This window comes from Aeromonas australiensis, assembly GCF_000819725.1.
Taxonomy (GTDB): domain Bacteria; phylum Pseudomonadota; class Gammaproteobacteria; order Enterobacterales; family Aeromonadaceae; genus Aeromonas; species Aeromonas australiensis.
Window position 1 is genome coordinate 76,902 of sequence record NZ_CDDH01000112.1, and the last position, 25,618, is coordinate 102,519.

A 25,618-nucleotide genomic window follows, 5' to 3' on the forward strand; every position below is an offset into this window, starting at 1 on the left:
GTGGCCGCTTGTGCCAGCCTTGCCGCAGGATGCGCCTTGCCGCTACCATAAGCACACTCTCCCATCTCGAGACTCTGTTCATGTTCAAACGTGTTGTGACCGCACTCTGCTGCGGCTTGTCATTCATGGCTTCGGCCGCTCAGGTGGCCGACCTTTATCAGGGCAAGGCTCCGACCAGTGGTGACATGGTGGCCGCGCAAGGGCAGGCGCTCGGTCAGGTGCTGATCAAGGTGACCGGCAAACGTGACATCCTCACCCAGCCGGTGGTGGTCAAGGCGCTGGCGGCCCCGGGCGATTATGTCAAAAGCTATGGCTATCAGGATCAGGATTCGGTCAAGTATCTGAAAGCCGAGTTCAAGAGTGACAAGGTCAACGGCCTGGTCTCCGAGAGTCAGTTTGCCCTGCTTGGCCCTGTGCGTCCCCAAATGGCAATCTGGCTGGTGCTGGATCAGGGAGAACGCCGTCTGTTGGCGGATCAATCCAGTGATGGTTGGGCGCAAGCATTACGCGATCAGGCCCAGACGCTGGGGCTGCCTATCATCATTCCACTGATGGATCTTGACGATAACATGGCGGTCAGTGCCACCGATGTCTGGGGACGCTTTGCCGACCCGATTTTGCAGGCAAGCCAGCGCTATGGCGCCGAGATGGTAGTGTTGGGCAAGCTGACCCCGGAAGGTGACCAGTGGAGCATCGACTGGGGACTCTATGGCCCCAAAGCCGCCGGTGATGTGGTCGAGTTGACCCGTGGCAACAGCACTGGCTCTCAGGTGGACATCGCTCAGGGTTTTGCCGATAACCTGGCTGCCTGGCTGGTGAAAAACTACGGTGCTCGCATTTCTGGTCCGGCAACCAGCCAGACCCTGGTGGTGGATGGGCTCGCTGAAGTGGACAGCATGATCGTCGTGCAGAAGATGCTGCAGGGGATGGCCAACGTCAGTAAGGTGGCGATCGGCAAGGTGGAGGGGGATCAGGTCACCTTCAACTTTACCCTGCAAGGGGATCAGACCGAGCTGGTGCGGGTATTACAGCTTGAAAGCCGGTTGCGCAAGGTTGACGATAATGGCAGCAATTTGCGTTACCAATGGTCGCAGCCCTGATTTTATAAGGCTTTGTGTACCGCCCGGCTTATCCGGGCGGTTCTCTATCAGCCACTGCGATGATACACTTAACCACAAATGTCACAGTCAAAGCCCAACGAGTGAAGCAACCGGCCCAACTGTCTTTAGCCGTACAACTACCGGATGATGAAACCTTCGTCAGTTTTTATCCCGGCAACAATGCTCATCTGATCACCGCCCTCAAGAACGCGGCCATCGGTCAGGGCTCACCTTTCCTCTATTTCTGGGGAGCCAAGGGGTCCGGACGCTCTCATCTGCTCCATGCCACCTGTGCCGAGGTCAACGCCCGCGATGCGGCGGCGGCCTATCTCTCCCTCGATCAGTTTGAACAGCTCGATCCCAGCATGCTTGATGCCCTCGAAAGCTTGCCGCTGGTCTGTCTCGATAGCCTTGAGGCGATCGCCGGCAATGCCGTGTGGGAGCGGGCGCTGTTCGACTTCTACAACCGCTGGCAGGAGAAAGGCGAGGGGACGCTGGTGGTCACCGGCTGCAGTGCGCCGCGCAAGCTGGGGCTGCAACTGCCGGATCTCGCTTCGCGTCTCGACTGGGGGGTGAGTTTCCATCTCGAAGAGCTGGATGACGAAGGCAAGCTCAGTGCTCTGCAGTTGCGTGCCGAGCTGCGGGGCTTCAAACTGCCCATCGATGTGGGCCGCTTCCTGCTCAACCGACTCTCCCGCGATATGCGCACCCTGCTCACCACTCTCAATCAGCTCGACAACGCCTCATTTCGCGCCAAGCGCAAGCTCACCATTCCCTTTGTCAAAGAGATCCTCGAGCTCTGATCCTCTCGGTGGTGTGCGGTTGTGCGCCTGACTTTCGTTTGGGTAGCAGATAAAAAGAAACCCCGGCATCAGGCCGGGGTTTTGCTATCTCAAAGGGTTCTGCCTATCAGTGAAACTGATCTTCTTCGGTGGAGCCGGTCAGGGCTGTCACTGAAGACTGGCCACCCTGGATAGCTGGCTGAAGGGGTCACCTTGTCGGCACCACTCCAGCCATCACTTTAGTGGAACTGGTCTTCTTCGGTGGAACCCGTTAAAGCGGTCACCGAGGATTGGCCGCCCTGGATCACGGTGGTCACCTTGTCGAAGTAACCGGTACCGACCTCCTGCTGGTGCGCCACGAAGGTATAACCACGGCTGGCGGCGGCAAATTCCGGCTCCTGCACCATCTCGACGTAGTGCTTCATCCCTTCGCCACGGGCGTACTGGTAGGCCAGCTCGTACATGTGGAACCACATGTTGTGGATACCCGCGAGGGTGATGAACTGGTACTTGTAGCCCATGTCTGAGAGCTCTTGCTGGAAACGGGCGATGGTGGCATCGTCCAGATTCTTCTTCCAGTTGAAGCTTGGCGAGCAGTTGTAGGCCAGGATGCGATCCGGGAACTGAGCCTTGATCGCCTCGGCAAATTTACGCGCTTCATCCAGATCCGGCTTGGCGGTTTCACACCACACCATGTCGGCGTAGGGGGCGTAAGCCAGACCGCGAGCGATGGCCTGATCGATACCGGCACGCACCTTGTAAAACCCTTCGGCAGTGCGCTCGCCAGTCAGGAAGTCTGCATCGTACGGGTCGGCATCGGTGGTCAGCAGGTCAGCGGCGTTGGCATCGGTACGGGCGATCACTAGCGTGGTGGTGCCGCATACATCGGCTGCCAGACGGGCGGCAACCAGCTTCTGCACTGCTTCCTGAGTCGGTACCAACACCTTGCCGCCCATGTGGCCGCACTTCTTGACTGATGCCAGCTGATCTTCGAAGTGCACGCCGGCGGCGCCTGCTTCAATCATTCCCTTCATCAGTTCGAAGGCGTTCAGCACGCCACCGAAACCGGCTTCCGCATCGGCCACGATGGGCAGGAAGTAGTCGATAAAGCCCTCATCCTGCGGCCCTACCTTGTTTGCCCACTGGATCTGGTCGGCACGGGCGAAGGAGTTGTTGATGCGCTCCACCACGGACGGTACCGAGTTGGCCGGGTAGAGGGACTGATCCGGATACATGGTGGAGGACAAGTTGTTGTCCGCCGCCACTTGCCAGCCGGAGAGGTAAATCGCCTCGATCCCCGCCTTGGCCTGCTGTACAGCCTGACCACCGGTCAGGGCGCCGAGGCAGTTGACATAGCCTTTCTTGGCGTCGCCGTGGATCAGTTCCCACAGCTTGTCGGCACCACGCTGGGCCAGAGTGTGCACCGGCTGCAAGCTGCCGCGCAGGTTCACCACATCTTCGGCGCTGTAGCCGCGCTTGATCCCTTTCCAGCGGGGGTTTTGGGCCCAGTCTTTCTCGATAGCCTGGATCTGTTGCTCACGGGTCAGTGCCATATCAGTTCCCTCTTTCATTGATTTCACGTTTCCATTGACTTGTTTTTGGCGAGCCCCGCCCGGGGCCCGTGATTCAGAGCCGCTCGTAACCGGGCAGCGTCAGAAAATCGATCAGGGTGTCGGCGCAGGTGATCTCTTCCATCAGATCGCTCGCCTCGGCAAAGCGTCCTGCCTGCCAGCGCGCAGTGCCCACCTCGGCTTTGACCACCTCCAGCTCCTCGGCCAGCATCTGGCGGAACAGCGCCTTGGTCACTACCGTGCCGTTCGACAGGCTCTTGCCGTGGCGGATCCACTGCCAGATGGAGGTGCGGGAGATCTCGGCGGTGGCGGCATCTTCCATCAGACCGTAGATGGGCACGCAGCCGTTGCCGTTGATCCAGGCCTCCAGATATTGCAGGGCAACCCGGATATTGGTGCGCATTCCCGCCTCGGTGCGCTCGCCCTCACAGGGGGCCAGCAGGTCGGCGGCGGTGATGGGGGCATCCTGCTCGCGCAATACCCCGATCTGGTTCTTGGCGCCAGCCGCAATGGCTGTATTGAATACCGCCATGGCGGTATCAGCCAGACCAGGGTGGGCGACCCAGGTACCATCGTGGCCGTTGTTGGCTTCGCGCTCCTTGTCGGCTTTAACCTTGGCGAAGACCTGCTCGTTGATGGCGGCATCCTTGGCCGGAATAAAGGCCGCCATACCACCCATCGCCAGCGCTCCGCGCTTGTGGCAGGTCTTGATCAGCAGCCGCGAGTAGGCGGAGAGGAACGGCTTGTCCATGGTTACCACCTGGCGGTCCGGCAGGACGCGATCCGGATGGTTCTTCAAGGTCTTGATGTAGCTGAAGATGTAGTCCCAGCGGCCGCAGTTGAGGGCGACGATGTGATCTTTCATCTGATAGAGCTGCTCATCCATCTCGAATACAGCCGGCAGGGTTTCAATCAGCACGGTGGCCTTGATGGTGCCGCGGGGCAGACCGAACTTGTCTTCGGTCCAGGCGAACACCTCGCTCCACCAACGCCCTTCCAGATGGCTCTGCAACTTGGGCACGTAGAAGTAGGGGCCCGAGCCTTTGGCCAGCAGCGCCTGATAGTTGTGCAGGAAGTAGAGAGCAAAATCGAACAGACCGCCGGGTATGGCTTCGCCATCGAAGGTGACATGTTTTTCCGGCAGATGCAGACCGCGCACTCGGCAGATAAGGACGGCCGGATTGGCGTTCAGGGTATAAGCCTTTCCTTCCGGACTGGTGTAAGAGATGGTGCCGTTGACCGCATCGCGCAGGTTGATTTGGCCCTCGATCACCTTATTCCAGGCGGGGGCCAGTGAATCCTCGAAATCCGCCATGAACACCTTGACGTTGGCGTTGAGGGCGTTGATCACCATTTTGCGCTCGACCGGACCGGTGATCTCCACACGGCGGTCTTGCAGGTCGGCGGGAATACCGCGAATGGTCCAGTCACCTTCCCGGATGTGAGCGGTCTCCGGCAGGAAATCCGGCAGCTCGCCGCCATCGATACGTGCCTGGCGTGCCACACGTTGTTTCAGCAATTCCCCTCTTTGGGGAGCAAAACGTTCCACCAGTTCGGAGACCAGCGCCACTGCGTCCGGCGTCAGAATTTGCGCATATTCGGGTTGTATCTCGCCCTGGATGCGAAGGCGGGCGCTGCAGTGGGTCTGAGCTGGTGCCGACATAAGGTTCACTCCTTTGAGAATTACATTTTGAACTAATTAACTACGACTAAAGTCGAATCCCTGTTCTTGTAAACATCCCGTAATAGCGGGGTAACACCATTGATAAGGTGCGAAATATTGTCGATTACGTCAACAAATTTTTTTAAACGCCCGTTTTTGGCTTGTGGTTAAGCTTATGTTTTTTATTGATTTATTTTGTTGGTGCAAAAGCTCTACGCAGATGGTTATGCTCCTGTTTTTCCCCATCGGACAATGGCTAATTTGGGCCGTTACCCCGCCCCCGGTCATGTAACTTATTACGTAATAAAATTACAGATGCAAAAACAAATCCCGACCTTACTCCAGGCTTTGCCAAAACAGCCGTATAAAGTGTGTTTGAATAAGGCAGTCAATCTTTTGCGCTTGCTGGATATGGTGAGTGAACGCGCGTTTTAAACTTGATGTAGTTGTGCGGGCTCTGTTGGCGCCGACGGTGGTCACAACCGAAAGTGAAGTGCAATAACGTAGGTTTGTGTCAGTTGTCGGGGAAAATGCCGGGGAAACCGGGGGAAGAGGCTTTAGTCAATAATACTGCCATTCTTGATATAATTGGCAGTTTGTCGTTTTTTGCAGATCTCTTACCGAGGCGGGGAAAAGCGGGTAGCGAACAGGGGTTGTGGCGGGGATCGCGTGCCATCTGCATTGGCTCAATAGTCATCATCCGGTTCGGCAAGATCAATTACATCCAGCTGGATGACTTGTTCATCTTCGTTTTCGGTATGGTCGTAGGTTTCGTGCGGAACAGTATAAAGTGCAATGGCGGGTGTAACATTAGTGGTCTGGTTCATGCCTGCTCCTGGATTGGACGCAAGCCGGACGGTGATCCCTTCACTCGTGTTTCCACCTCCTTGTGTTCTCTACCGGCGGAAAAGTGCGCATCTTAGTGAGTTCGGCGAAAAGATTCAAGTGATTCTGAGTGTTTTTTGTGCTTGCCGGTAAGGCGTTGCCAGGAGGATAAATAGGAAGCAAAAAAATAGCCCAGTCGCTTGACTGGGCTATTCTCGGGGAAAATGGTCGGTGTGAGAGGATTCGAACCTCCGACCCTCTACACCCCATGCAGATGCGCTACCTGGCTGCGCTACACACCGACGGAGTCAGACTCGGCTGACGGGAAGGGAGTCTAATAGCATGGCTAAATGGGTGCAACTCCTTTTTTATCATAGAGATGCCGATTGCTTCTTTATTGCTCATTCTGGATGCAACTTGGGTCTGACGCGCAGATTTGGCATAATCGCCGCCCTGTCACCGCGACCCATCATGTCAGCCTTCGATGGCATGGTCTGTCTTGTGTTGATAGCGGGCATGCAAACAACATATTGAACAATACAAAGAGGGGATGGGTGTGAAACCATCAGAGGTCCCAGAGCCACCGAGTCAGCTACAGAGTCAGATCGCGCAGGACGAACAGTGGATGCGCTATGCCATGGCATTGGCCGCCCGGGCTGAAGGGATTGGCGAGATCCCGGTTGGTGCGGTACTTGTGCTGGATGGTCAGGTAGTGGGTGAGGGGTGGAACCGCTCCATCAGCGAACACGATGCCTGTGCCCATGCCGAGGTGATGGCACTCCGGGCTGCGGGCAAGCGGCTGGCGAACTACCGGCTGCTCGACACCACTCTTTATGTGACGTTGGAGCCTTGCTGTATGTGTGCCGGTGCGCTGATCCATAGCCGGGTCAAGCGGGTGGTTTACGGCGCCCGGGATCTCAAGACCGGTGCCGCGGGGTCGGTGTTCGAGATCTTGCAGGACCCGCGCCACAACCACAGTGTCGAGCTGACCGGTGGTGTGCTGGCCGATGCCTGCTCGGCTCAGTTGTCGGCCTTCTTCAAGCGCCGCCGCGCCGAGAAAAAGGCAGCTAAACTGGCGCTACAACAATCAAAGGATACCCTCTCCTGAATCCATCGGGGCAGTGCTGGCGCCCCTTGCGGCGTTCATTCATGAATATATTTTTTATAAACAATGAGTTGTAAGCTTTCTTTTTCACCATCATCCCCGACCATTTTTCTCGCTAGCCGCCCCGGTTAAAGCTGTTCCGATGTAACAAAACTGTCATGCAACCGCCATATAATGCCGCCAAGCCTAGCTTACATTGAGGTCTTGCATGTCATCGGAATCGTTACACCTGGGTATGGCGGGAAGTCGTAAACGCCGGATCAAGGATAAATTGGCCAAATATAGCGTCACCACAGGCGGAGCCCTGGTGCTGGTGGCGCTGCTGCTTATCTTCTTTTACCTGCTCTATGTGGTCAAACCCATCTTCAATGGTGCTTCTATTGAGCAGACCGCCTCGTTTTCTTTGCCCGTTACAGGGAAGAGTGCCTGGCTCGGCATGGAAGAGCAGAACGAGATAGGTTACCGCTTTAGCGACCAGGGGCAGGTCAACTTCTTCGCTCTGCAAAGCGATGACAAGGTCAAGGTTGGTCAGTCATTGGGCCAAGCCCAGGTTGCTGGCGACATCAGCACGGCCACAACGCCTGCGCCGGGCCAAAAGCTGATTGCCTATGGTTTTGCCGATGGCAAGGCACTGGTTGTCCAGCCTGCGTTCAAGGTCTCCTATCCCAACGATGTGCGGGTGATTGAACCCAGCTTGAAATATCCCTTCGGTGAAGAGCCGGTGGTGATTGACCCGCAAGGGAAGGCGCTGCAGCGGATGGTGTTCGAGGCGACCAAGGACAAGATGGCGACCGCAGCCGTGACCGAAGATGGTCGCGGTGTACTGATGGTGATGAGCGGTGAAGAGAACTTCCTCTCCGGCGAGATTGAGTGGAGCAGTGAAAACTACACGATTCCCTCTTTGCCGCGCCACGTGGATCAGATGCTGCTGACCCCCAATCTGCGGATCCTCTTTGTACGTCAGGGCAATCGTCTCTCTGTCTATGACATTCATAACCTGAGCGAGATTGCCCTGCGCAATGTGCTGGAGATCAATGCGCCCAACGCCAATGTGACCCGGGTCGAGCTGCTTGCTGGCGCGTCTTCGCTGTTGGTCGGCAATGACAACGGCGTCATCTCCCAGTGGTTCGAAGTGGCGAAGGATGGCAAACGTCAGTTCACCCAGATCCGTGATTTCAAGGGTGATGGTGCGGTGGAACTGTTGACTCCCGAGCATTTTCGCAAAGGCTTCATCAGTGCCGACAAGGACGGCATCATCAGCTTCTTCCACGCCACCGGCGAGAGCAAGCTGCTGACCGAAAAGGTAGCAGGGGGGGGGCTCTCTGCCTTGGCCATCTCTCCACGTCACAACGTACTGTTGATGCAACAAGGCGATACTTTCAAGTTGTTTGCGGTGGAGAACGAGCACCCCGAGGTGACCTGGTCTGCTATCTGGCAAAAGGTATGGTACGAAGGGTATCCGGAGCCCCAGTATGTGTGGCAATCCACCTCCGCCAGCAACGACTTTGAAGCCAAACTGAGTCTGGTTCCCCTTTCGTTTGGTACGCTAAAAGCCGCTTTTTATGCGCTGCTGTTTGCGGTACCGCTTGGTGTAGCTGGGGCCATCTATACCGCCTACTTCATGTCTCCAGGGATGCGAAAGTTTGTTAAACCGACCATCGAGATCATGGAGGCATTGCCAACCGTTATCCTCGGTTTCCTGGCTGGTTTGTGGCTGGCGCCCATCGTGGAAGATTATCTGCCGGGCATTTTTATGATGTTGGTGATGCTGCCGATGGGGATGCTGCTGGCGGCACTGCTGTGGCACCTGTTGTCAGACACGCTCAAGCAACGTGTGCCTGAAGGCAGCCAAGCCGTCCTGCTGATCCCTGTGGTCATCCTGATTGGCTGGCTGGCGCTGACTCTCAGCCCTGTTGTTGAAAATGCGTTCTTCGGTGGCGATACCCGTAGCTGGCTCACCAATGACATGGGCATCAAGTTCGACCAGCGCAATTCGCTGGTGGTCGGTATTGCCATGGGCTTTGCGGTCATCCCCACCATCTTCTCCATTGCCGAAGACGCTGTCTTCTCGGTGCCCAAGCACCTGACCCAGGGCTCGTTGGCGCTGGGGGCTACCCCGTGGCAGACCCTGAGTCGGGTGGTGATCCTCACTGCCAGCCCGGGCATCTTCTCGGCGGTGATGATGGGCCTTGGCCGCGCCGTGGGTGAGACCATGATCGTACTGATGGCAACCGGCAACACCCCCATCATGGACTTCTCCATGTTCCAGGGACTGCGCACCCTGGCCGCCAACATCGCGGTGGAGATGCCGGAATCGGAAGTGGGTAGCTCCCACTATCGAGTACTGTTCCTGGCAGCCTTTGTCCTGTTTGTGTTCACCTTTTTCTTCAACACCCTGGCCGAGTTTGTCCGTCAGCGGTTGCGTGAAAAATACAGCTCGATGTAAGGGGCGACTCTGTAATGGACAAGAAATCGACAATGGGTAAGTGGTTTAAATCAGGGGCCCCCTGGATCTGGATGACCGGTGGAGCCGTCAGCTTGAGCCTGGTTGCGGTACTGGGTTTGCTGCTGCTGATCGGCTGGCGTGGTCTGGTCTACTTCTGGCCACACCCCATTTATGAGTGGCAGCTGGAAGATGCGAGCGGTAACAAGAGCGTGCTGATCGGCGAGATCAACGACAGCGAGCAGGTGCCAGTGGAGCGACTGCGCGCCGCAGGCCTGCCGCTACAAGGTGAAGAGCGTGAGGTGTTGACCCGTTATCTGGTCAAGACCGGCAACCGAGAGTTCGTCGACCTCGATTTTCGCTGGGTGCTGGAGACAGATATCAAGTCTCGGACGCTTCCTGTCGAGATGGCAATGATAGAGCGTACGACCAATGGCAACTTCTATGGCTATCTGGTACAGGCCAGGGAAGATGGCGTCGTGCATGAGCAAGATTTGCACAAAGTGCTCAAGCGGATGCTAGCACGAAGCAATGGCTTGTCTGAGCAGGCCAACGCGCTGCAAAAAGGCCCCATTGGCGCCATCAACTACCAGTTAGAGAAGTTGCGTCTCAAGGAGCGTAAAGCTGAGCTTGAAAATGAGCTGACCGATCAACTTAAAGCCGAACTGGCAAGTGAGCGTCAGGCCCTCAACGATCGCTATCAGGTGCTGGAACAGGAGCTCTTCTCCCTGCGCAGCCAAGCCGATCGTGACGCCATCACAGTCCGGGATATGCGTGGCGAGTTGGTGACCATGCCGATGTCCAAGGTGCTGGATGTGGTATGGCCCAACGACATGAGCTTGCCCGCCAAGGTGGGCCACTGGTTCCACCAGATTGGCAAGTTTGTCACCGGCGAACCCCGTGAGGCCAACACCGAGGGCGGGGTGTTCCCGGCCATCTTTGGCACCGTCTTTATGGTGATCCTGATGGCCATTATTGTCACGCCACTGGGGGTGGTGGCCGCGGTGTATCTGCACGAGTATGCGGGCAAGAACAGCCTGACCAAGCTTATCCGCATCGCAGTGATCAACCTGGCGGGGGTACCCTCCATCGTCTACGGCGTGTTTGGTCTGGGTTTCTTCGTCTATACCCTGGGGGGCTCCATCGATGCACTCTTCTATCCGGAAGCGTTGCCGAGCCCGACCTTTGGTTCACCCGGCGTGATCTGGTCGGCGCTGACCCTGGCTATCCTGACCCTGCCGGTGGTGATTGTCTCCACCGAAGAGGGGCTGGCGCGGATCCCGAGCACCATCCGTCAGGGCTCGCTGGCACTGGGCGCGACCCAGGCCGAGACCCTGTGGCGCATCGTGCTGCCGATGGCAAGCCCGGCCATTATGACCGGCCTTATTCTGGCGATTGCCCGTGCAGCCGGTGAAGTGGCGCCACTGATGCTGGTGGGGGTGGTGAAACTGGCACCGACCCTGCCGATGGATGGCAACTTCCCGTATCTGCATGTGGAGCGCAAGTTCATGCACCTGGGCTTCCACATCTATGACGTCGGCTTCCAGAGCCCCAACGTCGAGGCGGCCCGCCCGCTGGTCTACGCCACCTCCTTCTTGCTGGTGACGGTGATCGTGGGCCTCAACCTGACCGCTATCGGTATTCGTAACCACTTGCGCGAGAAATTCCGCTCTTTGGAACATTAATACGGCGGCCGAGACTGATGTTGAGTCCAGTTATAAACAGTATGAACCTGACCGACATCACAGGTATTCGTAACCACTTGTGCGAGAAATTCCGGTCGCTGGAGCATTAATCCGGCGCCGCTTGAGTGATACAAGAGTGAGATAACAGAGGGGCGGCCGAGCGCGAGCCACCATCTCTGTGCACCAATACGTGAGGGGCGCCGGCAGCTGTCCGGCCACTCCAGATAGATTCTGAGGTAACAGATGATCAATGTAACGACCGCTTCTTCCCGGCACACCGCGCTGGACCTGCTCACCCTGAGCCCGGAGCAGACCGCGCTGGAGGTGAAGGATCTCAACCTCTACTACGGCAGCAAGCAGGCGCTGTTCAACGTCAATATGAAGATCCCCAAAGGGCAGGTGACCGCCTTTATCGGCCCGTCAGGCTGTGGCAAGTCGACCCTGCTGCGCTGTATCAACCGGATGAACGACCTGGTGGAAATTTGTCGTATCGAAGGGGAAATCCAGCTGCACGGCCACAATATCTATGACAAGAGCGTGGATGTTTCCGCCCTGCGCCGTCAGGTGGGCATGGTGTTCCAGCGCCCGAACCCCTTCCCCAAATCCATCTACGAGAACGTGGTTTATGGCCTGCGCCTGCAGGGGATCAACGATCGCCGCACCCTGGATGATGCCGCCGAGCGCTCCCTGCGCGGAGCGGCCCTGTGGGATGAAGTCAAAGATCGGCTGCACGACAATGCCTTCGGTCTCTCCGGTGGTCAGCAGCAGCGTCTGGTGATTGCCCGCGCCATCGCCATCGAGCCGGAAGTGCTGCTGCTCGATGAGCCGACTTCGGCACTCGACCCCATCTCTACCCTCACCATCGAGGAGCTGATCAACGAGCTCAAGAGCCAGTTCACCGTGGTGATCGTGACCCACAACATGCAGCAGGCGGCACGGGTGTCGGATCAGACCGCCTTTATGTATATGGGCGAGCTTATCGAGTACTCGGATACCAACACCATCTTCACCACCCCGGCCAAGAAGAAGACCGAGGACTACATCACCGGTCGCTATGGTTAAGGAGAGGAGAGGATGAACTACCACAAACAGATTGGCAGTCAATTTAACGGCTAAGGCATAATCGGAGCATCAAGGATTATTTGTATGGACAATATGAACCTCAATAAACATATCTCCGGTCAGTTCAATGCCGAGCTCGAGAGCGTGCGCAATCAGGTGCTGGTGATGGGGGGCATGGTCGAGCAGCAGCTCACCGACGCCATCGCGGCGATCCACGACCAGGATCTGGAGGCTGCACGAAAAATCGTGGCCAACGATCACAAAGTCAACGCCATGGAGGTGGCGATCGACGAGGAGTGCACCCGCATCATCGCCAAGCGTCAGCCGACCGCCTCTGACCTGCGCCTGGTGATGGCCATCATCAAGACCATTACCGATCTGGAGCGTATTGGCGATGTGGCCGACAAGATCGCCCGCATGCTGACCGACAACGCCAACAAGCCGCAACCGCCGCTGGTGTCGCTGGAGAACATGGGCCGTCGCACCATCAAGATGCTGCACGATGTACTCGATGCCTTTGCCCGCATGGATCTGGATGCGGCGCTGGCGGTCTACAAGGAAGATGACAAAGTCGACCGGGAGTATGAGTCCATCATTCGCGAGCTGATGACCTACATGATGGAAGATCCCCGCACTATCCCTCAGGTGCTCAACGTGTTGTGGGCGGCACGGGCCATCGAGCGGGTCGGCGATCGCTGCCAGCACATCTGCGAGTACATCGTCTACTACGTCAAGGGTAAGGATGTACGCCACACCAAGACGGACGATTTGGGTACTCTGCTGGGCAAGAGTTAAGGGTGAAATGAATAAAAAGGCGCGTCAGGCGCCTTTTTTGTTGCATAACTGGTCGGAGTAAGATAACGCGCCCAATTGGCGGTTTTCTGATAGAATAGCCCCCCTGTGTGAGTCTCGGATGGACTCACGGTCCGGTCTCCCGGGCCCAGTTTGCCGTCTTGTGCTAAGGCGGGTGTCGCAATTAGGTTAATCATGAGTTTTGCCGATAGTTTGTTTTTCCTGATGCTGCTGGTTGGCGGCAGTGTGTTCTTCTCCCTCTCCGAGATCTCGCTCGCTGCGTCTCGCAAAATCAAATTGCAGGTGATGGCGGATGAAGGTAATCGTCAGGCCGCAAAGGTACTGGCCCTGCAGGCCCAGCCGGGCAACTTTTTTACCGTGGTACAGATAGGTCTCAACACCGTTGCCATCTTGGGCGGTATCCTCGGTGAGTCTGCCCTTAACCCCGCCATCAAGGAGATTGTCTCCGAGTTTTATCAGGGGCCCTGGCTTGGCGAGATCAGCTCCACCGCCTCTTTTGTGTTCGTCACCGCCATGTTTATCCTGCTGGCGGACCTGATGCCCAAGCGTCTTGCCATGATCATGCCCGAGCAGATTGCGGTGGTGGTGGTGCGCCCCATGCTCTTTTTCGTTACCTTGTTGTTGCCGCTGGTGTGGCTCTTTAACGGCATGGCCAATACCCTGTTTCGCTTGTTGCGTATTTCTACCGAACGCAATGACGAGATCACCTCCGATGACATCTATGCAGTAATGGATGCGGGGGCGGAAGCGGGTGTGATCCAGCGTGAGGAGCACCAGCTTATCGAGAACGTGTTCGAGCTGCAGTCTCTTTGTGTCACCTCTGCCATGACGGCTCGGGAGAGCCTCATCTACTTCACCCTGCAAGAGGGGGAGGAGAGCATCAAGGCGAAGATCGCCGAGCACCCTCACAACAAGTTTCTGGTGTGCGACCACAACCTTGACAGCATCAAGGGCTTTGTCGATGCCAAAGAGTTGCTGATCCAGGTTATCAGCGGCCAGAGCATCGATCTCAACAGTGGTTCACTGGTGCAAAATGTCATCATCATCCCCGATACCCTCAATCTTTACGAGGCGATGGAGTACTTCAAGAACCACAGAGGCGACTTTGCGGTGGTGATGAACGAGTATGCGCTGGTGGTGGGTATCGTCACCATGAACGACCTGATGAGTACCGTCATGGGCGAGTGGGCCACCCATGTGGTGGAAGAGCAGATCGTCCAGCGGGACGAGAACTCCTGGCTGGTAGACGGGGTCACCCCCATCTCTGACGTGATGCGCGCCTTTGATATCGAAGCGTTCCCCGAGAACCAGAACTACGAGACCATCGCCGGCTTTATCATGTATATGCTGCGCAAGATCCCCAAACGAACCGACTCGGTAAAATACGCCGGTTACAAGTTCGAAGTGGTTGATATCGACAGCTATAAGATTGACCAGTTGCTGGTCACCCGGGTAGAGCCTGCGAGCAACGAGAAGCCCGCTCAGGAACCGTAAAAGGAGCTAGTTAGCAATCATGACGATGAAGACTCATTCCCGTGCGCTGGCCTGTGTCGCGCTCGCCCTGGCACTGGGTGCCTGTAGTCAGAGCGCGCCGCGCAAGCCAGTGACGCCGCCCCAACCAGCCGCCCCCAAACCTGCCGTAGTCGTCGCGCAGCCTGATCCCGATGCGGTGGTACAAAGTGCCGTGGCAGAGCCCAGCCCGGTCTTTGACGAGCAGTACCACGGCCCGGATCAAGGGTCGCTGGAGTCGGTGACCGCCCTGTTTGCCCGTGGCTACATCGAGTCGGCCATGCGTGAAACCATGCTGGCGGCAGTGCACAACGACTATCCGCTGCTTGGCATGCGGGATGTACGATTGACGGATCCTGTCTCCAAATTTCTTACCTCAGAACATGCTGCCATGACGGCCCATGATTACCTCTATGCCGGGGTGCAACGCCGCCTTGGCCGTCCACTCAGTCCTGCCCAGTGGGCGCAGATCTGGAAGGGGTACCCCCAGCAGGGGCGGGTTTCCGACTGGGTCAAGCAGACCAAGCGTGTACTGGCAGGTCGTTGAATCGCCGGTTAATTCACATTGCCATGAGGCCACCTTCGGGTGGCCTCATGCATTTCTGCCCTTCCATGCTGATTTCTATTGATACCGATTGCTGTCAGTGGCGCTTTGCTCTATCTTGTTTTGGCCGTCTAAACATCTGGGTGTTTGGGTGGCTTTTGTTGGGGGTTACTTCACCAGAGTGAAGCCTGACGGTTTACTGCGGTGCAGCACGCAGCCGCAGTGCAATACAACACAGATAAACACGCAAATAGACAAAGAGACACGACAGATGGAAACCAGGGAATTGTGGGTGCTGGATGGGGGCATGGGGCGCGAATTGGCACGCCGTGGGGCGCCGTTTCGTCAGCCGGAGTGGTCGGCGCTGGCTCTAATGGCGGCGCCCGAGACGGTACGCGAGGTACACCAGGCCTATGTGGCGAGCGGCGCCCGGGTGATCACCACCAACAGCTATGCGCTGGTGCCGTTTCATATCGGCGATGAGCGTTTCTTTGCCGAGGGGGAGGGGTTGGCAGCGCTGGCCGGACAGCTGGCCCGCGAAGTGGCTGACGAGCAGCAGGGCGCCGTGCAGGTGGCGGGTTCTCTGCCGCCGCTGTTTGGTTCCTACCGTGCCGACCTGTTCAAGGCGGACAGGGTGAGCGAGCTGGCCACGCCGCTTATCCGAGCGCTATCCCCTCATGTGGATCTCTGGTTGGCGGAGACCATGAGCTTGATTGCCGAACCACTGGCCCTGAAAGCGCTGCTGCCTGATGACGGCAAGCCGTTCTGGGTCTCCTTCACCCTTGAAGATGAGGCGCCGGGCAACGAGCCGCGACTGCGCTCCGGCGAGCGGGTGGCCGATGCGGTTAGCGCGCTGGTGGCGGCCGGGGTCGATGCCATCCTGTTCAACTGCTGTCAACCTGAGGTGATTGAGGGGGCGCTCAAAGTGGCCGGTGACGCTTTGCAAGAGCAGGGCCGCCCCGATATTCGCCTCGGAGCCTATGCCAACGCCTTCCCGCCCCAGCCCAAGGAGGCCACCGCCAACGATGGGCTGGACGAGATCCGTGCCGATCTGGGGCCGCTGGATTACCTCGGCTGGGCCGAGCGTTGGCGCGCGGCCGGGGCTAATTTGATCGGCGGTTGCTGCGGTATCGGTCCCGAGCATATTCAGGCGCTGGCCAGCCGGCTACGTTAAGGAGCACCCATGAAAGAGAACAAGATTGGGCTCTGGTCTCTCACCGCGCTGGTGTTCAGCTCCATGGTAGGGGCCGGCATCTTCAGCCTGCCCCAGAACATGGCCGAGGTGGCGGGGGCGCGCGCTGTGCTGATCGGCTGGGGCGTGACCGGGGTAGGCATCCTGGCGCTGGCCATGAGTTTTCTCTACCTGTCGCGGCTCAGGCCCGATCTCGACGGCGGCATCTACAGCTACGCCCGCGCCGGTTTTGGCGAGCTGGTGGGTTTCTTCTCCGCTTGGGGCTATTGGCTCTGCGCCACTATTGGCGTGGTGGGCTATCTGGTGATCGCTTTTGCGGCGCTGGGCAGCTTTGTCGATACCCCGGAACAGATCTGGTTTGGCGAGGGCAACACTTTGGCGGCCTTCATCGGCGAGTCCTGCATCCTCTGGGCGGTGCACCTGCTGGTGGCCCGCGGCGTGCAGCAGGCGGCGCTGTTCAATCTGGTGGCGACCCTGGCCAAGAGCCTGCCGCTGTTGCTGTTTATCCTGTTCGCCTGCTACTGGTTTGACCCTGTTACTTTCGCGGCGGATCAGCAGGGTAGCAGCCTGGCGGTGCCGGTTTCCGAGCAGGTGCGTAACACCATGCTCATCACCCTCTGGGTCTTTACCGGTATCGAGGGGGCGGCGGTGTTGTCGGCCCGCGCCAGAAACCGGCGGGATGTGGGCACCGCCACCGTGCTCGGCGTGGTGCTGGCGCTGCTGCTCTATGTGCTTATCTCGGTGCTGGCGCTGGGGATCTTGAGTCGGCCCGAGCTGGCAGCCCTGCCCAACCCCTCTATGGCAGGGCTGATGGCCCAGATGACCGGATCCTGGGGCAAGCTGCTCATCAGCGCCGGCCTTATCGTCTCTGTGCTCGCCTCGTATGTTAGCTGGACCCTCTTCTCGGCGGAGGTGCCGTTCAGCGCGGCTCGACACGGTGCGTTTCCCGCCATCTTCCGGCGCCAGAACCACAACGGTACCCCCATCGCCTCGCTCTGGCTCACCAGCCTGACGGTACAGATTTGCCTGCTACTGGTGTGGCTGCTCGGCAAGGGCTACACCAACCTGCTGCTTATCTCGACCTCGATGATCCTGGTGCCCTACCTGCTGATCGGGCTGTTTCTGCTCAAGCTTTCGTTCAGCCAGAAGGGTGGAAGCGGGCAGGGCCTGAGCCTGATGCGGGCGGTGGCACTGGTGGCGAGCGGTTACGGCTTCTGGCTGCTTTATGCTGCCGGGGTGGAGTACCTGCTGCTCTCCTTGCTGCTCTACGGGCCGGGTTTGTTGCTGTTTCTCTACAGTCGCCGTCAGCTGGGAGCGGATCTGCGCCTGAGCGGCCGCGAGCGATGGCTGGCTGGTGTGACCTTGCTGAGCCTGATCCCCGCCGTCTGGTCGTTCACCCATCTCTGATATCGAAGATATGACTGACCCTAAAAGAGAGCGCCACTGTGGCGCTCTCTTGTTATCAGGGACTGGTTATCAGGGGATTGCTATCCGGGAGTTGCTATTCGGAGCGAAGGCTCAGTGGCTGGCAGGCCCGGCCGGTTTGCCAAACAGCACTGCGAGTTTTTGGCGCCAGGGTAGGCCACGGGCGTCGCGCAGCATGTCGCGCCACTCGTGGAAGGTGAGGGTGAGGGGGTTAAAGCTGTGGATCGGCTTGGTGATGCCAAAGCGACATGGCTCGGCCGGGTCCTCCTCGACAAAGGTGCCAAACAGCCTATCCCAGATGATTAGCACCCCGGCAAAGTTGCGGTCTATGTACTTGGCGTTGCTGGCGTGGTGCACCCTGTGGTGGGAGGGGGTGTTGAAAATCCACTCCAGCCAGCCGAGCTTGCCTACCACCTGGGTGTGGACGAAGAATTGGAAGCCCAGGCTCAGCAGCACGGTGGCGACCACCGCCTCGGGCGGGAAGCCGATGACAATCATCGGGATCCAGAACAGCCACATGCCGGAGATCGGATACATCAGGCTCTGGCGAAAGGCGGTAGAGAGGTTGAGCCGCTCCGAGCTGTGATGCACCACGTGGGAGGCCCAGAGCCAGCGCACATGGTGGCTCGCGAAGTGGAACAGCCAGTAGCAGAGATCTTGCAACAGAAAGAGCAGCAAGAGGCTCCAGACGTTCAGCTCGATATCGAACAGTCGCCAGCCCCAGAGAGTGTCATACAGATAAGCAATGGCGATGGCCGCCAGCGCATCGCCCCCTTGGTGCATCAGGGCCAGGGTGGCGTTGGCGAACAGATCCCGCCACTGGTAGGTGGCGGTGGGAAAGGCCGCGCCATGTTTGCGCAGGTAGAGCATCTCCCAGCCGATAAAGGCCAGAAAAATCGGGGAGAGGTAGAGCAGAAGCAGTTGCACATCCATGTGCTGGTATCCAGTTGAGGGTTCTGTTTCCAGCATACGAAACGGTGATCGCTTTACGAACAATTTTCGGCGGCTTGCCCCTTGGCGAACAAGGGACCGGATCGGTTCGCACAGGGCAGCCAAGCTGTGAAGGTTCCACTATTTCGCCTATACCTATTGCAAGCGTGTTGCGCTGCCCCCCCCAAGCTCAAGGAATGTGCATATGAAGAACAGAGTACTTTTAGCTGGCTTGCTCTTGTCATTTTCCTGGCAAGTGGTCGCCAAACAACAGGTCGTTCTGGTCGGCGATGATGACTATCCTCCCTACAGTTACAAGGACCCGACAGGCAAGACCGCCGGTCTTTATAGTGACTTGTTGCTCAAAGTATCGGCAGCCATGCCCGACTTTGTTATCGAACTGCAAGCCGCTCCCTGGAAACGGGCATTGGATGATGCCGAGCAGGGGCGCGTTATGGGGGTGTATCCTCCTTACAAACGGGAGGCGCTGCGTCCCTGGATGCACTACTCGGATCCCTTGCTGGTAGAAACAGTGGTAGTGGTCTGCCGTAAAGAGGTGGCAGCCAACTACCAGGGGGCGAGTTGGCCTGACGGCTTTGCAGGCTTGAAATTTGGCAACAACGCCGGCTTTCAGACGCCGGGGGATCGGTTTTTTGCCATGGTCAAGGAGGGCAAAGTGACGCTGGACGAAGCAAAGACCACAGAGCAGAACTTGCAAAAGTTGGCTGGAGGAAGGATTGACTGCTATCCAAACGATCGCCGGGCGATATCCTCCGAGATTGCCCGGTTGAAGATGGATCCGGGTGATGTGGTTGAATCAGCCATCATAGGCCAGGAGATGGGATATATAGGGTTTACCTCGGTTCGCCAGGATTACGCCTACATGGATGACTTTATCAAGGCGTTCAATGAAACACTGACCAGACTCCGTGCGGCTGGAGAGATCCCCCCGCTGGAATAGTGCGGTTGCGAGCAGGCTCTGCCGTAGCGGGCAGCGCCTGCTTTCATCGGTCTGATATTTGAAAAACGTCTGTCGGGGTTGTTTATGCGTATCTTGTGTGGCTTGTTACTTGGATTCACCTTGATGGCTGATGCCAAGACCCGTGTCGAAATATTGGCCGACGCCAGTTATCCTCCTTACTCTTGGCAAGAGGGCGATGAGGTAAAAGGTATTTATGCCGATATTGTCCGGGCTGTGGTTGCCGGGATGGAGGAGTACGAGGTTGTCATCAAAGCCTTACCATGGCGGCGAGGGCTCAGCATGATAGAGAAGGGCCATGGGTTCGCCATCTTCCCACCATATTATAACCCTGATAGCCGACCATGGATGTGGCCCTACTCTCAGCCGATGCTGGAGGAGGCTGTGGTGGTGATGTGTGGCAGCAAGCTTGAATCAAATCATCCTGATGCCAGCTTTCCTGAGGACTATTATGGGCTTCGTTTTGGTATCAATGCAGGATTCGCTGTCGGTGGCGAAAAATTCTGGCAGTCGGTGAAAGATAAAAAAATCGATGTTGAAGAGGTAAAAAGCAATCGGGAAAATCTGCTCAAAATATTGCGGGGGAGAGTGGATTGCACCATTAATGATCGGCTCTCGCTGTTTTATGAACAGCTCAATATGATGAAGAGTAATGAACTGGCATTGATGGATATGTCGTTGCTCAAACAGGGCCCAGTACTGGGCCGTGAACAAGGCTTCCTCGGTTACAGCAGAGACGGTAAGTTTCCTTTTAAAGAAGATTTCATCATGAAATTTGATAAAGGACTTTATCAGCTGAAAAAACAAGATGGCGTCACACAAATTGTGGAAAATTATTTGGGAAAGTCCCCCCGCTGAACCCCTAACCGCGGAAGCGGCTTCAGCGGCAAGATTACCTTGACTCACCAAGTCCGCAAGCAGCAAGAGTAGCTGTGTGCCCCTCCTGTCATATCGGTGTTTGAGCCGCTTACCGCCACGGCGGCTTGCTCAAGAGCGGGCACAGGCGATGGGAAGGAGAGGGCAAAAATCGGCCTGTTTATCATCCACTAGTCGTTCGCCATTTGCCATAAAGAGCCGCCGAGCTGCCACTTCCCCCTCGGCTCTCCGGATGCTGCTGTTTGCCAGGGGATGCACCTCACAGCCAACGCATTTTTCTAGATGGGTTGCCTTGATAGCCTCTTTCGTGACCCTTGCCATAGCCCTGTTCGCCAGTGAGAGACCTGTTTTTATGGTGAAAACAGTCAAGTCCCTCTGGGTCTTGGCAAACGGTTCTCATATACTCAGACACCCTCTCTGCATGGTTCTGATATGGACGTCTCGCTGCTGCTGAAACTGGATGTGTTTACTCTGATGGTGATGGCGGTCGGTGGCTATGGCCTCGGCTTTATCACCCTTTCGATCATATGGCTGACCCACAAGGAGATCCCCAGTGTGGGTTTGTGGTGGTGGTCCAGTCTTTGTGCGCTGGTGGCCCAGTCACTGTTCTTTTGGCAAGCTTTTATGCCCAATCTGGCGGGTATCTGGTTGGCCAACCTGCTCATCACCATCTGTGTAGCGCTAATGCCACTGGCACTGCAGCGCTTCTTTGGCCAGCCCCTCAACTGGCAGGCCATGGCGCTCTTTATGCTGATCTATCTGCTGCTGCTCAGTTGGAGCATCATGTTCAACAGCAGCATGGTGCCACGGGTCATTCTTGCCTGTGTGAGTTACATGCTGCTAGGTGCGGTTATCGTCTTCCTGGTATGGCGTCACGGTTATCCGGACTATCTGCCTGCCGTGGTGGTCTTTACTGTGGTCAATATTCTGCTCTATGGCTTCAATCTGTTGCGACTGAATTTTCTGCTGGAGGGGGATGCCAGGGTGTTGATGGATCAGAGTGGCGTCAATGTGCTGCCATTTCTCTCCATGTTGATGGGCAGTTACCTCTCCACCTTCGGGGTATTGCTGCTTTGCACCCAATACCGGGCACTGGCGCTACGTCAGCAAGCCAGTCAGGACCCGCTCACTGGTTTGCTCAATCGGCGTGGTTTTATGGCCTATTTATCGAAAAACCGGATCGGGTCTGGCGGGGCACTGGCCGTGCTCGACATCGATGACTTCAAGCTGATCAATGACCGCCTTGGCCATGAGGCGGGGGACCGGGTGCTGGCGGCAGTGGGCGCTTACCTGAAGGAGCAGCACGATATTGTAAGTAGTCGCTTCGGCGGTGAGGAGTTTGTACTGCTGCTCCCTGCTCGGGGGGAGGCGGCCACTGTGCGGTGCGAGCAGATCTTGCGTGAGCTGGCCTGTGTGGCAACCGGCGAGATGGCTATCACCGCCAGCATCGGACTTGCCCATTGGCAGGGGCTCTGGCATTTTGACCGGTTGTTTGGTCAGGCTGACAATGCGCTCTATCGAGCCAAGCGGCAGGGCAAGAATCGGGTCTGTGAGGCCGCTTGAGCTCGCAGGGTCACATCGTGCAATCGCTTGGCCCGATTTCGGCGCAGCAGACGGCCATCAGGGGGCGGTGAGAGGCGTGCGCGGTGCCTGCGCCTTGAGGAAGGGGAGCAGCAGCAGGGCCGAGACGCCTGCCGCCACCGAGATCACCACGAAAAAGCCGTTCCAGTGCCAGATCTCCATCACCTTGGCCAGCGGATAGCCTGACAGCGCCGCCCCCATATAGGCAAACAGCCCGACAAAGCCGGTGGCCGCTCCCGCCGTGTTTTTGTGGGAGCACTCCGCCGCCGCCATGCCGATCAGCATCTGGGGGCCAAACACGAAAAAGCCGATGGTAAAGAAGCAGGCCGCCTGCATCACATAGCTGAAGAAGGGCATCAGCCAGAGTGACCCCACCGCCAGCAGGATCCCCACCGCAAAGATGAGGTTCATCGGACCCCGGTTGCCGTTAAACAGCTTGTCCGATCCCCAGCCCGCCACCAGGGCGCCGATAAAGCCCCCCACCTCGAACATGGAGATGGCCGAGTTGGCGCTCATCAGATTGAAGCCGCGCTGCTCGGTCATGTAGAGGTTGCCCCAGTCGTTGATGGCGGTACGCACCACATAGACCAGCACGTAGCAGCAGGCCAGCAGCCAGATATAGGGGTTGCCCAGCACATATTTGCGCAGGATCTGGCGGTGGGAGAGCCCCGCATCCTGTGTCTGCTGGGCCTGCTCCATAGCGTCCTTGCGCCATTCGCCCACCGACGGCAATCCCATGGCGGCCGGGGTATCCCGCAGTCGCCAGCAGAGGAACAACCCCGCAAGGATGGCGATAAGGCCGGGCACTATCATGCCGTAGCGCCAGCCATGTTGCAGGGCGATGGTGCTGACGATGAGGGGGATAAGCGCCCCGCCGACGTTATGGGCGGTGTTCCAGGCCGACCACCAGACCCCGCGCTCGGTACGCGAATACCAGCTGGTGAGCAGCTTGGAGCAGGGGGGCCAGCCCCACCCCTGAAAGAAGGCGTTGGCGACCCAGAGGGCGGCAAACATCCAGAGGGCCGACGAGAGGCCGAACAGGATATTGATGACCCCGGTGGCCATCAGCCCTAGCCCCATGAAGTAGCGCGGGTTGGCGCGGTCACTGATGATGCCGGAGAAGAACTTGGAGCAGCCGTAGGTGATGTAAAACAGGGTCCAGAGCATGCCGATATCGGACTTGTCCAGCATGCCGCTTGCCAGCATGTCCGGCATGGCGAAGTTGAAGCTCTTGCGGGTGAAGTAGAAGACCGCGTAGCCCAGATACATGGTGAGCAGAAGGTGCAGCCGCCAGTGGCGATAGGTGGCATCGATCTCGCCCTGATCCCGTATCAGCGGCCGGGGTGGCGCGCTTTTCATAAAGCTCAGCACAGGCTGGCCCTCTGCTGGTGATTAGTCATGGCTCTCTTCCCGTCTGCGGTTGGGCAGGGTGACGGTGAGTTGGGTGCCGTGGATGCAGGAGAGTTGCAAAGTGCCGCCGAGGGCCTGTACCCGCTCGCGAATGCCGAGCAGGCCATAGCCTTGCTGTGGGCGGCTCTGTGGCAGGCCGCGGCCATCATCTTCCAGCACCAGTTGCAACTGTTCGCCACTGGCTTGGGCACGAATGGTGACCGAGTGGGCACTGGCATGTTTGACCACATTGTTGAGCCCCTCCTGACAGACCCGAAACAGGGTGACCCGCTGGGCATCGGAGAGATCGTCATCTGCCAGCTGCCACGCCAGCCGGGTAACGATGCCATGGCGTTCCAGCTCAAGTTCTCGCAACAGAGCACGCACCGCCTGCTCCAGGGTCATGTCATCAAGCTGGCGAGGTCGCAGGCGACCGAGCAGACCGCGCACAGCATCGTAGATCCCAAGCGACAGGGTATCGATGAGGGCACTGCTCTGGCCTACCCCCGCATTGTCGGGGGCAAGACGGCGCACTATGCCAGCCTGGGTGCGAATGGCGGTGATGGTCTGGCCGATATCATCGTGCAGCTCGCGCGCCACCTCCTTGCGGATGCTCTCCTCGGTCTCCAGCAGCCGCTCGGTGAGCTGGCGATTATGGGCGAGCTGGCGGGTCAGCGCCTGATTGAGTTCCCGTTGGCGCTGGATCCCGGCGCCGAGCAGCAGGCCGGTGAGGCTCTGGGCCAGCAGGGAGAGCAGCAGATCGACAGGGTGATCGTGCCAGGCCTGACTGGCCAGCAGGGCGATGGTGTTCATCAGGGTAGCGAGCAGTGCGCCTTGCCAGCCGTAGCGCCACGCCATGGCGATGATGGGGATGGCGAGACAAAACGGGGTAAAGCGCACCAGCGAGTTGGGCAACCCCAGTTGCAGCCAGAGGCTTAACACGAACAACAGTAGATACCAGACCAGATGGCGAACGCGCCAGTCAACCGGTTGATCCACCAGCGCAGGCCCCAGCGGCACCCAAGTAGCGCGGTTAAGATAGTGCCAGATCAGCATACAGGTGGAGGTCAACGTCAGCCCACCGGTCAAGCTGAGCAGCAGGGCCGAGAGGCCATCTTCCCCTGCCAGATGCCAGAGCAGGGCTTGCAGCAACGCCGCTGCCGTGACGGTGGCGAGCAGCAGCAACAGTTGCTGCCAGTCGTTGCGCACCTGCTGGCGACGGGCAATCAGTAGCGGTAGCAGGGTGAGCAGACTGCCCGCGACCAGCCAGGGCCAGTGAGGCAGTCCCACCTCCTGATTGAGCCAGTAGAGCAGCAGCCCTTCGCACAATAATAGCGGCGGCCAGTAGTGGCCGGGACTTTGCAGCAACAACCCGAGGCGCAGGCCAAAGGGGAACAGCAGCACCGCCAGCGCCGGTCCGCCCGCCAGATGCAGGCTGATGCTCCAGAGGCAAAACCAGCCGGCGGCAAAGATGAAGCTGGCCGCCAGTGCGATGGCGACATAGCTGGCAAAACGGGCGATCACCAGCTATCCAGCATCCGGTGGGCCAGCTCGACGTTGTTGCTGACCTTGAGCTTGTCCATCAGGTTGGCGCGGTGGACATGAACCGTCTTGGGAGAGAGACCAAGCTGCTCGGCGATGGCCTTCACCTCCAGCCCCTGTGCCAGCAACTGGGCAATCTCCCGCTCCCGATTGGTGAGGGGATCCCGGCTACTGCTGGCCAGTTTCTGGGCGATGTCCGGTGTCAGATAGCAGCCCCCCTGGGCGGCGGTGCGCACCGCAGCGATCAGCTCGTCCGGACTGCAGCGCTTGGAGAGAAAACCCTTGGCGCCGGTTTGCAGCGCCTGCTCGATGAGGGCCGGGCTGTCGTGGACCGATAGCATTACCACCGCCAGGCCAGAGGGGAGCAGCTTGAGCAGATCCAGCCCCGACTGGTCGGGCATCGAGATATCGCAGACGCAGACCCGTGCCCCGCTGCCGGGCAGACCGGCAAGGGCGTCGCTGGCGGAGCCGAATTCGGCGACCACCTGCAGATCGGGCTCCAGATTGAGCAGTTGGGCAAAACCGGATCGGACGATCTGGTGATCGTCGATAAGGGCAATTTTTATCATGATGTCAGCCTGAAATTCGGTGCGTCATGACCA

21 protein-coding genes and 1 tRNA gene are annotated in these 25,618 nt (G+C 58.2%); 14 read left to right on the forward strand and 8 right to left on the reverse strand.

The features are described from left to right. Positions 1-80: 80 nt before the first annotated feature. On the forward strand, positions 81-1,100 hold the full coding sequence (locus BN1117_RS18455; protein ID WP_040099767.1) for a DUF2066 domain-containing protein: 1,020 nt from the start codon (positions 81-83) through the stop codon (positions 1,098-1,100). A 101-nt stretch (positions 1,101-1,201) separates the two neighbouring features. Next, positions 1,202-1,903, forward strand: coding sequence for a DnaA inactivator Hda (hda, locus tag BN1117_RS18460; protein WP_013723920.1), 702 nt, complete (start codon positions 1,202-1,204; stop codon positions 1,901-1,903). A 218-nt stretch (positions 1,904-2,121) separates the two neighbouring features. Here the strand turns inward: hda and aceA are convergent, their stop codons facing one another. The 4 genes from aceA to BN1117_RS18475 form a co-directional block, all read right to left on the reverse strand. Then, complete coding sequence (gene aceA, locus BN1117_RS18465; protein WP_040099769.1) at positions 2,122-3,435, reverse strand: isocitrate lyase; 1,314 nt, start codon at positions 3,433-3,435, stop codon at positions 2,122-2,124. Between the two features lie 73 nt (positions 3,436-3,508). Then, positions 3,509-5,116, reverse strand: coding sequence for a malate synthase A (gene aceB / locus BN1117_RS18470; protein ID WP_040099770.1), 1,608 nt, complete (start codon positions 5,114-5,116; stop codon positions 3,509-3,511). 686 nt (positions 5,117-5,802) lie between these two features. Further along, positions 5,803-5,943, reverse strand: coding sequence for a hypothetical protein (locus BN1117_RS19705; protein WP_167334834.1), 141 nt, complete (start codon positions 5,941-5,943; stop codon positions 5,803-5,805). A gap of 223 nt (positions 5,944-6,166) precedes the next feature. Beyond that, positions 6,167-6,243: transfer RNA gene (locus BN1117_RS18475), tRNA-Pro, on the reverse strand. 323 nt (positions 6,244-6,566) lie between these two features. On the opposite strand from BN1117_RS18475, the gene tadA reads away from it, so the two are divergent. From tadA to BN1117_RS18520, 9 genes are all read left to right on the forward strand, one after another. Beyond that, a complete protein-coding gene (tadA, locus tag BN1117_RS18480) occupies positions 6,567-7,049 on the forward strand; it encodes a tRNA adenosine(34) deaminase TadA (protein ID WP_040099832.1) in 483 nt (160 codons plus the stop codon). Positions 7,050-7,254: 205 nt separating this feature from the next. After that, complete coding sequence (locus BN1117_RS18485) at positions 7,255-9,492, forward strand: ABC transporter permease subunit (protein ID WP_040099771.1); 2,238 nt, start codon at positions 7,255-7,257, stop codon at positions 9,490-9,492. A 32-nt stretch (positions 9,493-9,524) separates the two neighbouring features. Continuing rightward, complete coding sequence (pstA, locus tag BN1117_RS18490) at positions 9,525-11,174, forward strand: phosphate ABC transporter permease PstA (RefSeq protein WP_040099772.1); 1,650 nt, start codon at positions 9,525-9,527, stop codon at positions 11,172-11,174. A 243-nt stretch (positions 11,175-11,417) separates the two neighbouring features. Beyond that, positions 11,418-12,236, forward strand: coding sequence for a phosphate ABC transporter ATP-binding protein PstB (gene pstB / locus BN1117_RS18495; protein ID WP_040099774.1), 819 nt, complete (start codon positions 11,418-11,420; stop codon positions 12,234-12,236). An 84-nt stretch (positions 12,237-12,320) separates the two neighbouring features. Then, a complete protein-coding gene (gene phoU / locus BN1117_RS18500; protein ID WP_040099776.1) occupies positions 12,321-13,031 on the forward strand; it encodes a phosphate signaling complex protein PhoU in 711 nt (236 codons plus the stop codon). A gap of 192 nt (positions 13,032-13,223) precedes the next feature. After that, positions 13,224-14,543: a polyamine export protein PaeA gene (paeA, locus tag BN1117_RS18505; RefSeq protein ID WP_040099779.1), complete on the forward strand. Its 1,320-nt coding sequence runs from the start codon at positions 13,224-13,226 to the stop codon at positions 14,541-14,543. Positions 14,544-14,562: 19 nt separating this feature from the next. Continuing rightward, a complete protein-coding gene (locus BN1117_RS18510; protein ID WP_040099781.1) occupies positions 14,563-15,105 on the forward strand; it encodes a hypothetical protein in 543 nt (180 codons plus the stop codon). A 268-nt stretch (positions 15,106-15,373) separates the two neighbouring features. Continuing rightward, on the forward strand, positions 15,374-16,276 hold the full coding sequence (locus tag BN1117_RS18515) for a homocysteine S-methyltransferase family protein (protein ID WP_040099783.1): 903 nt from the start codon (positions 15,374-15,376) through the stop codon (positions 16,274-16,276). Positions 16,277-16,285: 9 nt separating this feature from the next. Next, a complete protein-coding gene (locus BN1117_RS18520; RefSeq protein ID WP_040099785.1) occupies positions 16,286-17,701 on the forward strand; it encodes a basic amino acid/polyamine antiporter in 1,416 nt (471 codons plus the stop codon). 111 nt (positions 17,702-17,812) lie between these two features. Here the strand turns inward: BN1117_RS18520 and BN1117_RS18525 are convergent, their stop codons facing one another. After that, complete coding sequence (locus tag BN1117_RS18525) at positions 17,813-18,652, reverse strand: sterol desaturase family protein (RefSeq protein ID WP_040099787.1); 840 nt, start codon at positions 18,650-18,652, stop codon at positions 17,813-17,815. Between the two features lie 202 nt (positions 18,653-18,854). Between BN1117_RS18525 and BN1117_RS18530 the strand changes: the two genes are divergently transcribed. From BN1117_RS18530 to BN1117_RS18540, 3 genes are all read left to right on the forward strand, one after another. Further along, entirely contained in the window at positions 18,855-19,610 is a 756-nt protein-coding gene (locus tag BN1117_RS18530) for a substrate-binding periplasmic protein (RefSeq protein WP_040099789.1), read from the forward strand. Between the two features lie 84 nt (positions 19,611-19,694). Then, on the forward strand, positions 19,695-20,486 hold the full coding sequence (locus BN1117_RS18535; protein WP_040099791.1) for a transporter substrate-binding domain-containing protein: 792 nt from the start codon (positions 19,695-19,697) through the stop codon (positions 20,484-20,486). Positions 20,487-20,936: 450 nt separating this feature from the next. Further along, positions 20,937-22,067 carry a GGDEF domain-containing protein gene (locus BN1117_RS18540; protein WP_040099793.1) on the forward strand — a complete coding sequence of 377 codons (1,131 nt, stop codon included), beginning with the start codon at positions 20,937-20,939 and terminating at the stop codon, positions 22,065-22,067. 57 nt (positions 22,068-22,124) lie between these two features. Here BN1117_RS18540 and uhpC read toward each other — a convergent pair whose 3' ends face one another. From uhpC to uhpA, 3 genes are read right to left on the reverse strand one after another with little or no spacing between them, the layout of a single operon-like run. Further along, positions 22,125-23,456: an MFS transporter gene (uhpC, locus tag BN1117_RS18545; RefSeq protein ID WP_040099795.1), complete on the reverse strand. Its 1,332-nt coding sequence runs from the start codon at positions 23,454-23,456 to the stop codon at positions 22,125-22,127. 21 nt (positions 23,457-23,477) lie between these two features. Next, positions 23,478-24,998, reverse strand: a complete 1,521-nt coding sequence (gene uhpB / locus BN1117_RS18550) for a signal transduction histidine-protein kinase/phosphatase UhpB (RefSeq protein WP_040099797.1) — start codon at positions 24,996-24,998, stop codon at positions 23,478-23,480. Then, positions 24,995-25,585, reverse strand: a complete 591-nt coding sequence (uhpA, locus tag BN1117_RS18555) for a response regulator transcription factor UhpA (protein ID WP_040099798.1) — start codon at positions 25,583-25,585, stop codon at positions 24,995-24,997. Before uhpA ends, uhpB begins: the two co-directional genes overlap by 4 nt. Positions 25,586-25,618: the final 33 nt, after the last annotated feature.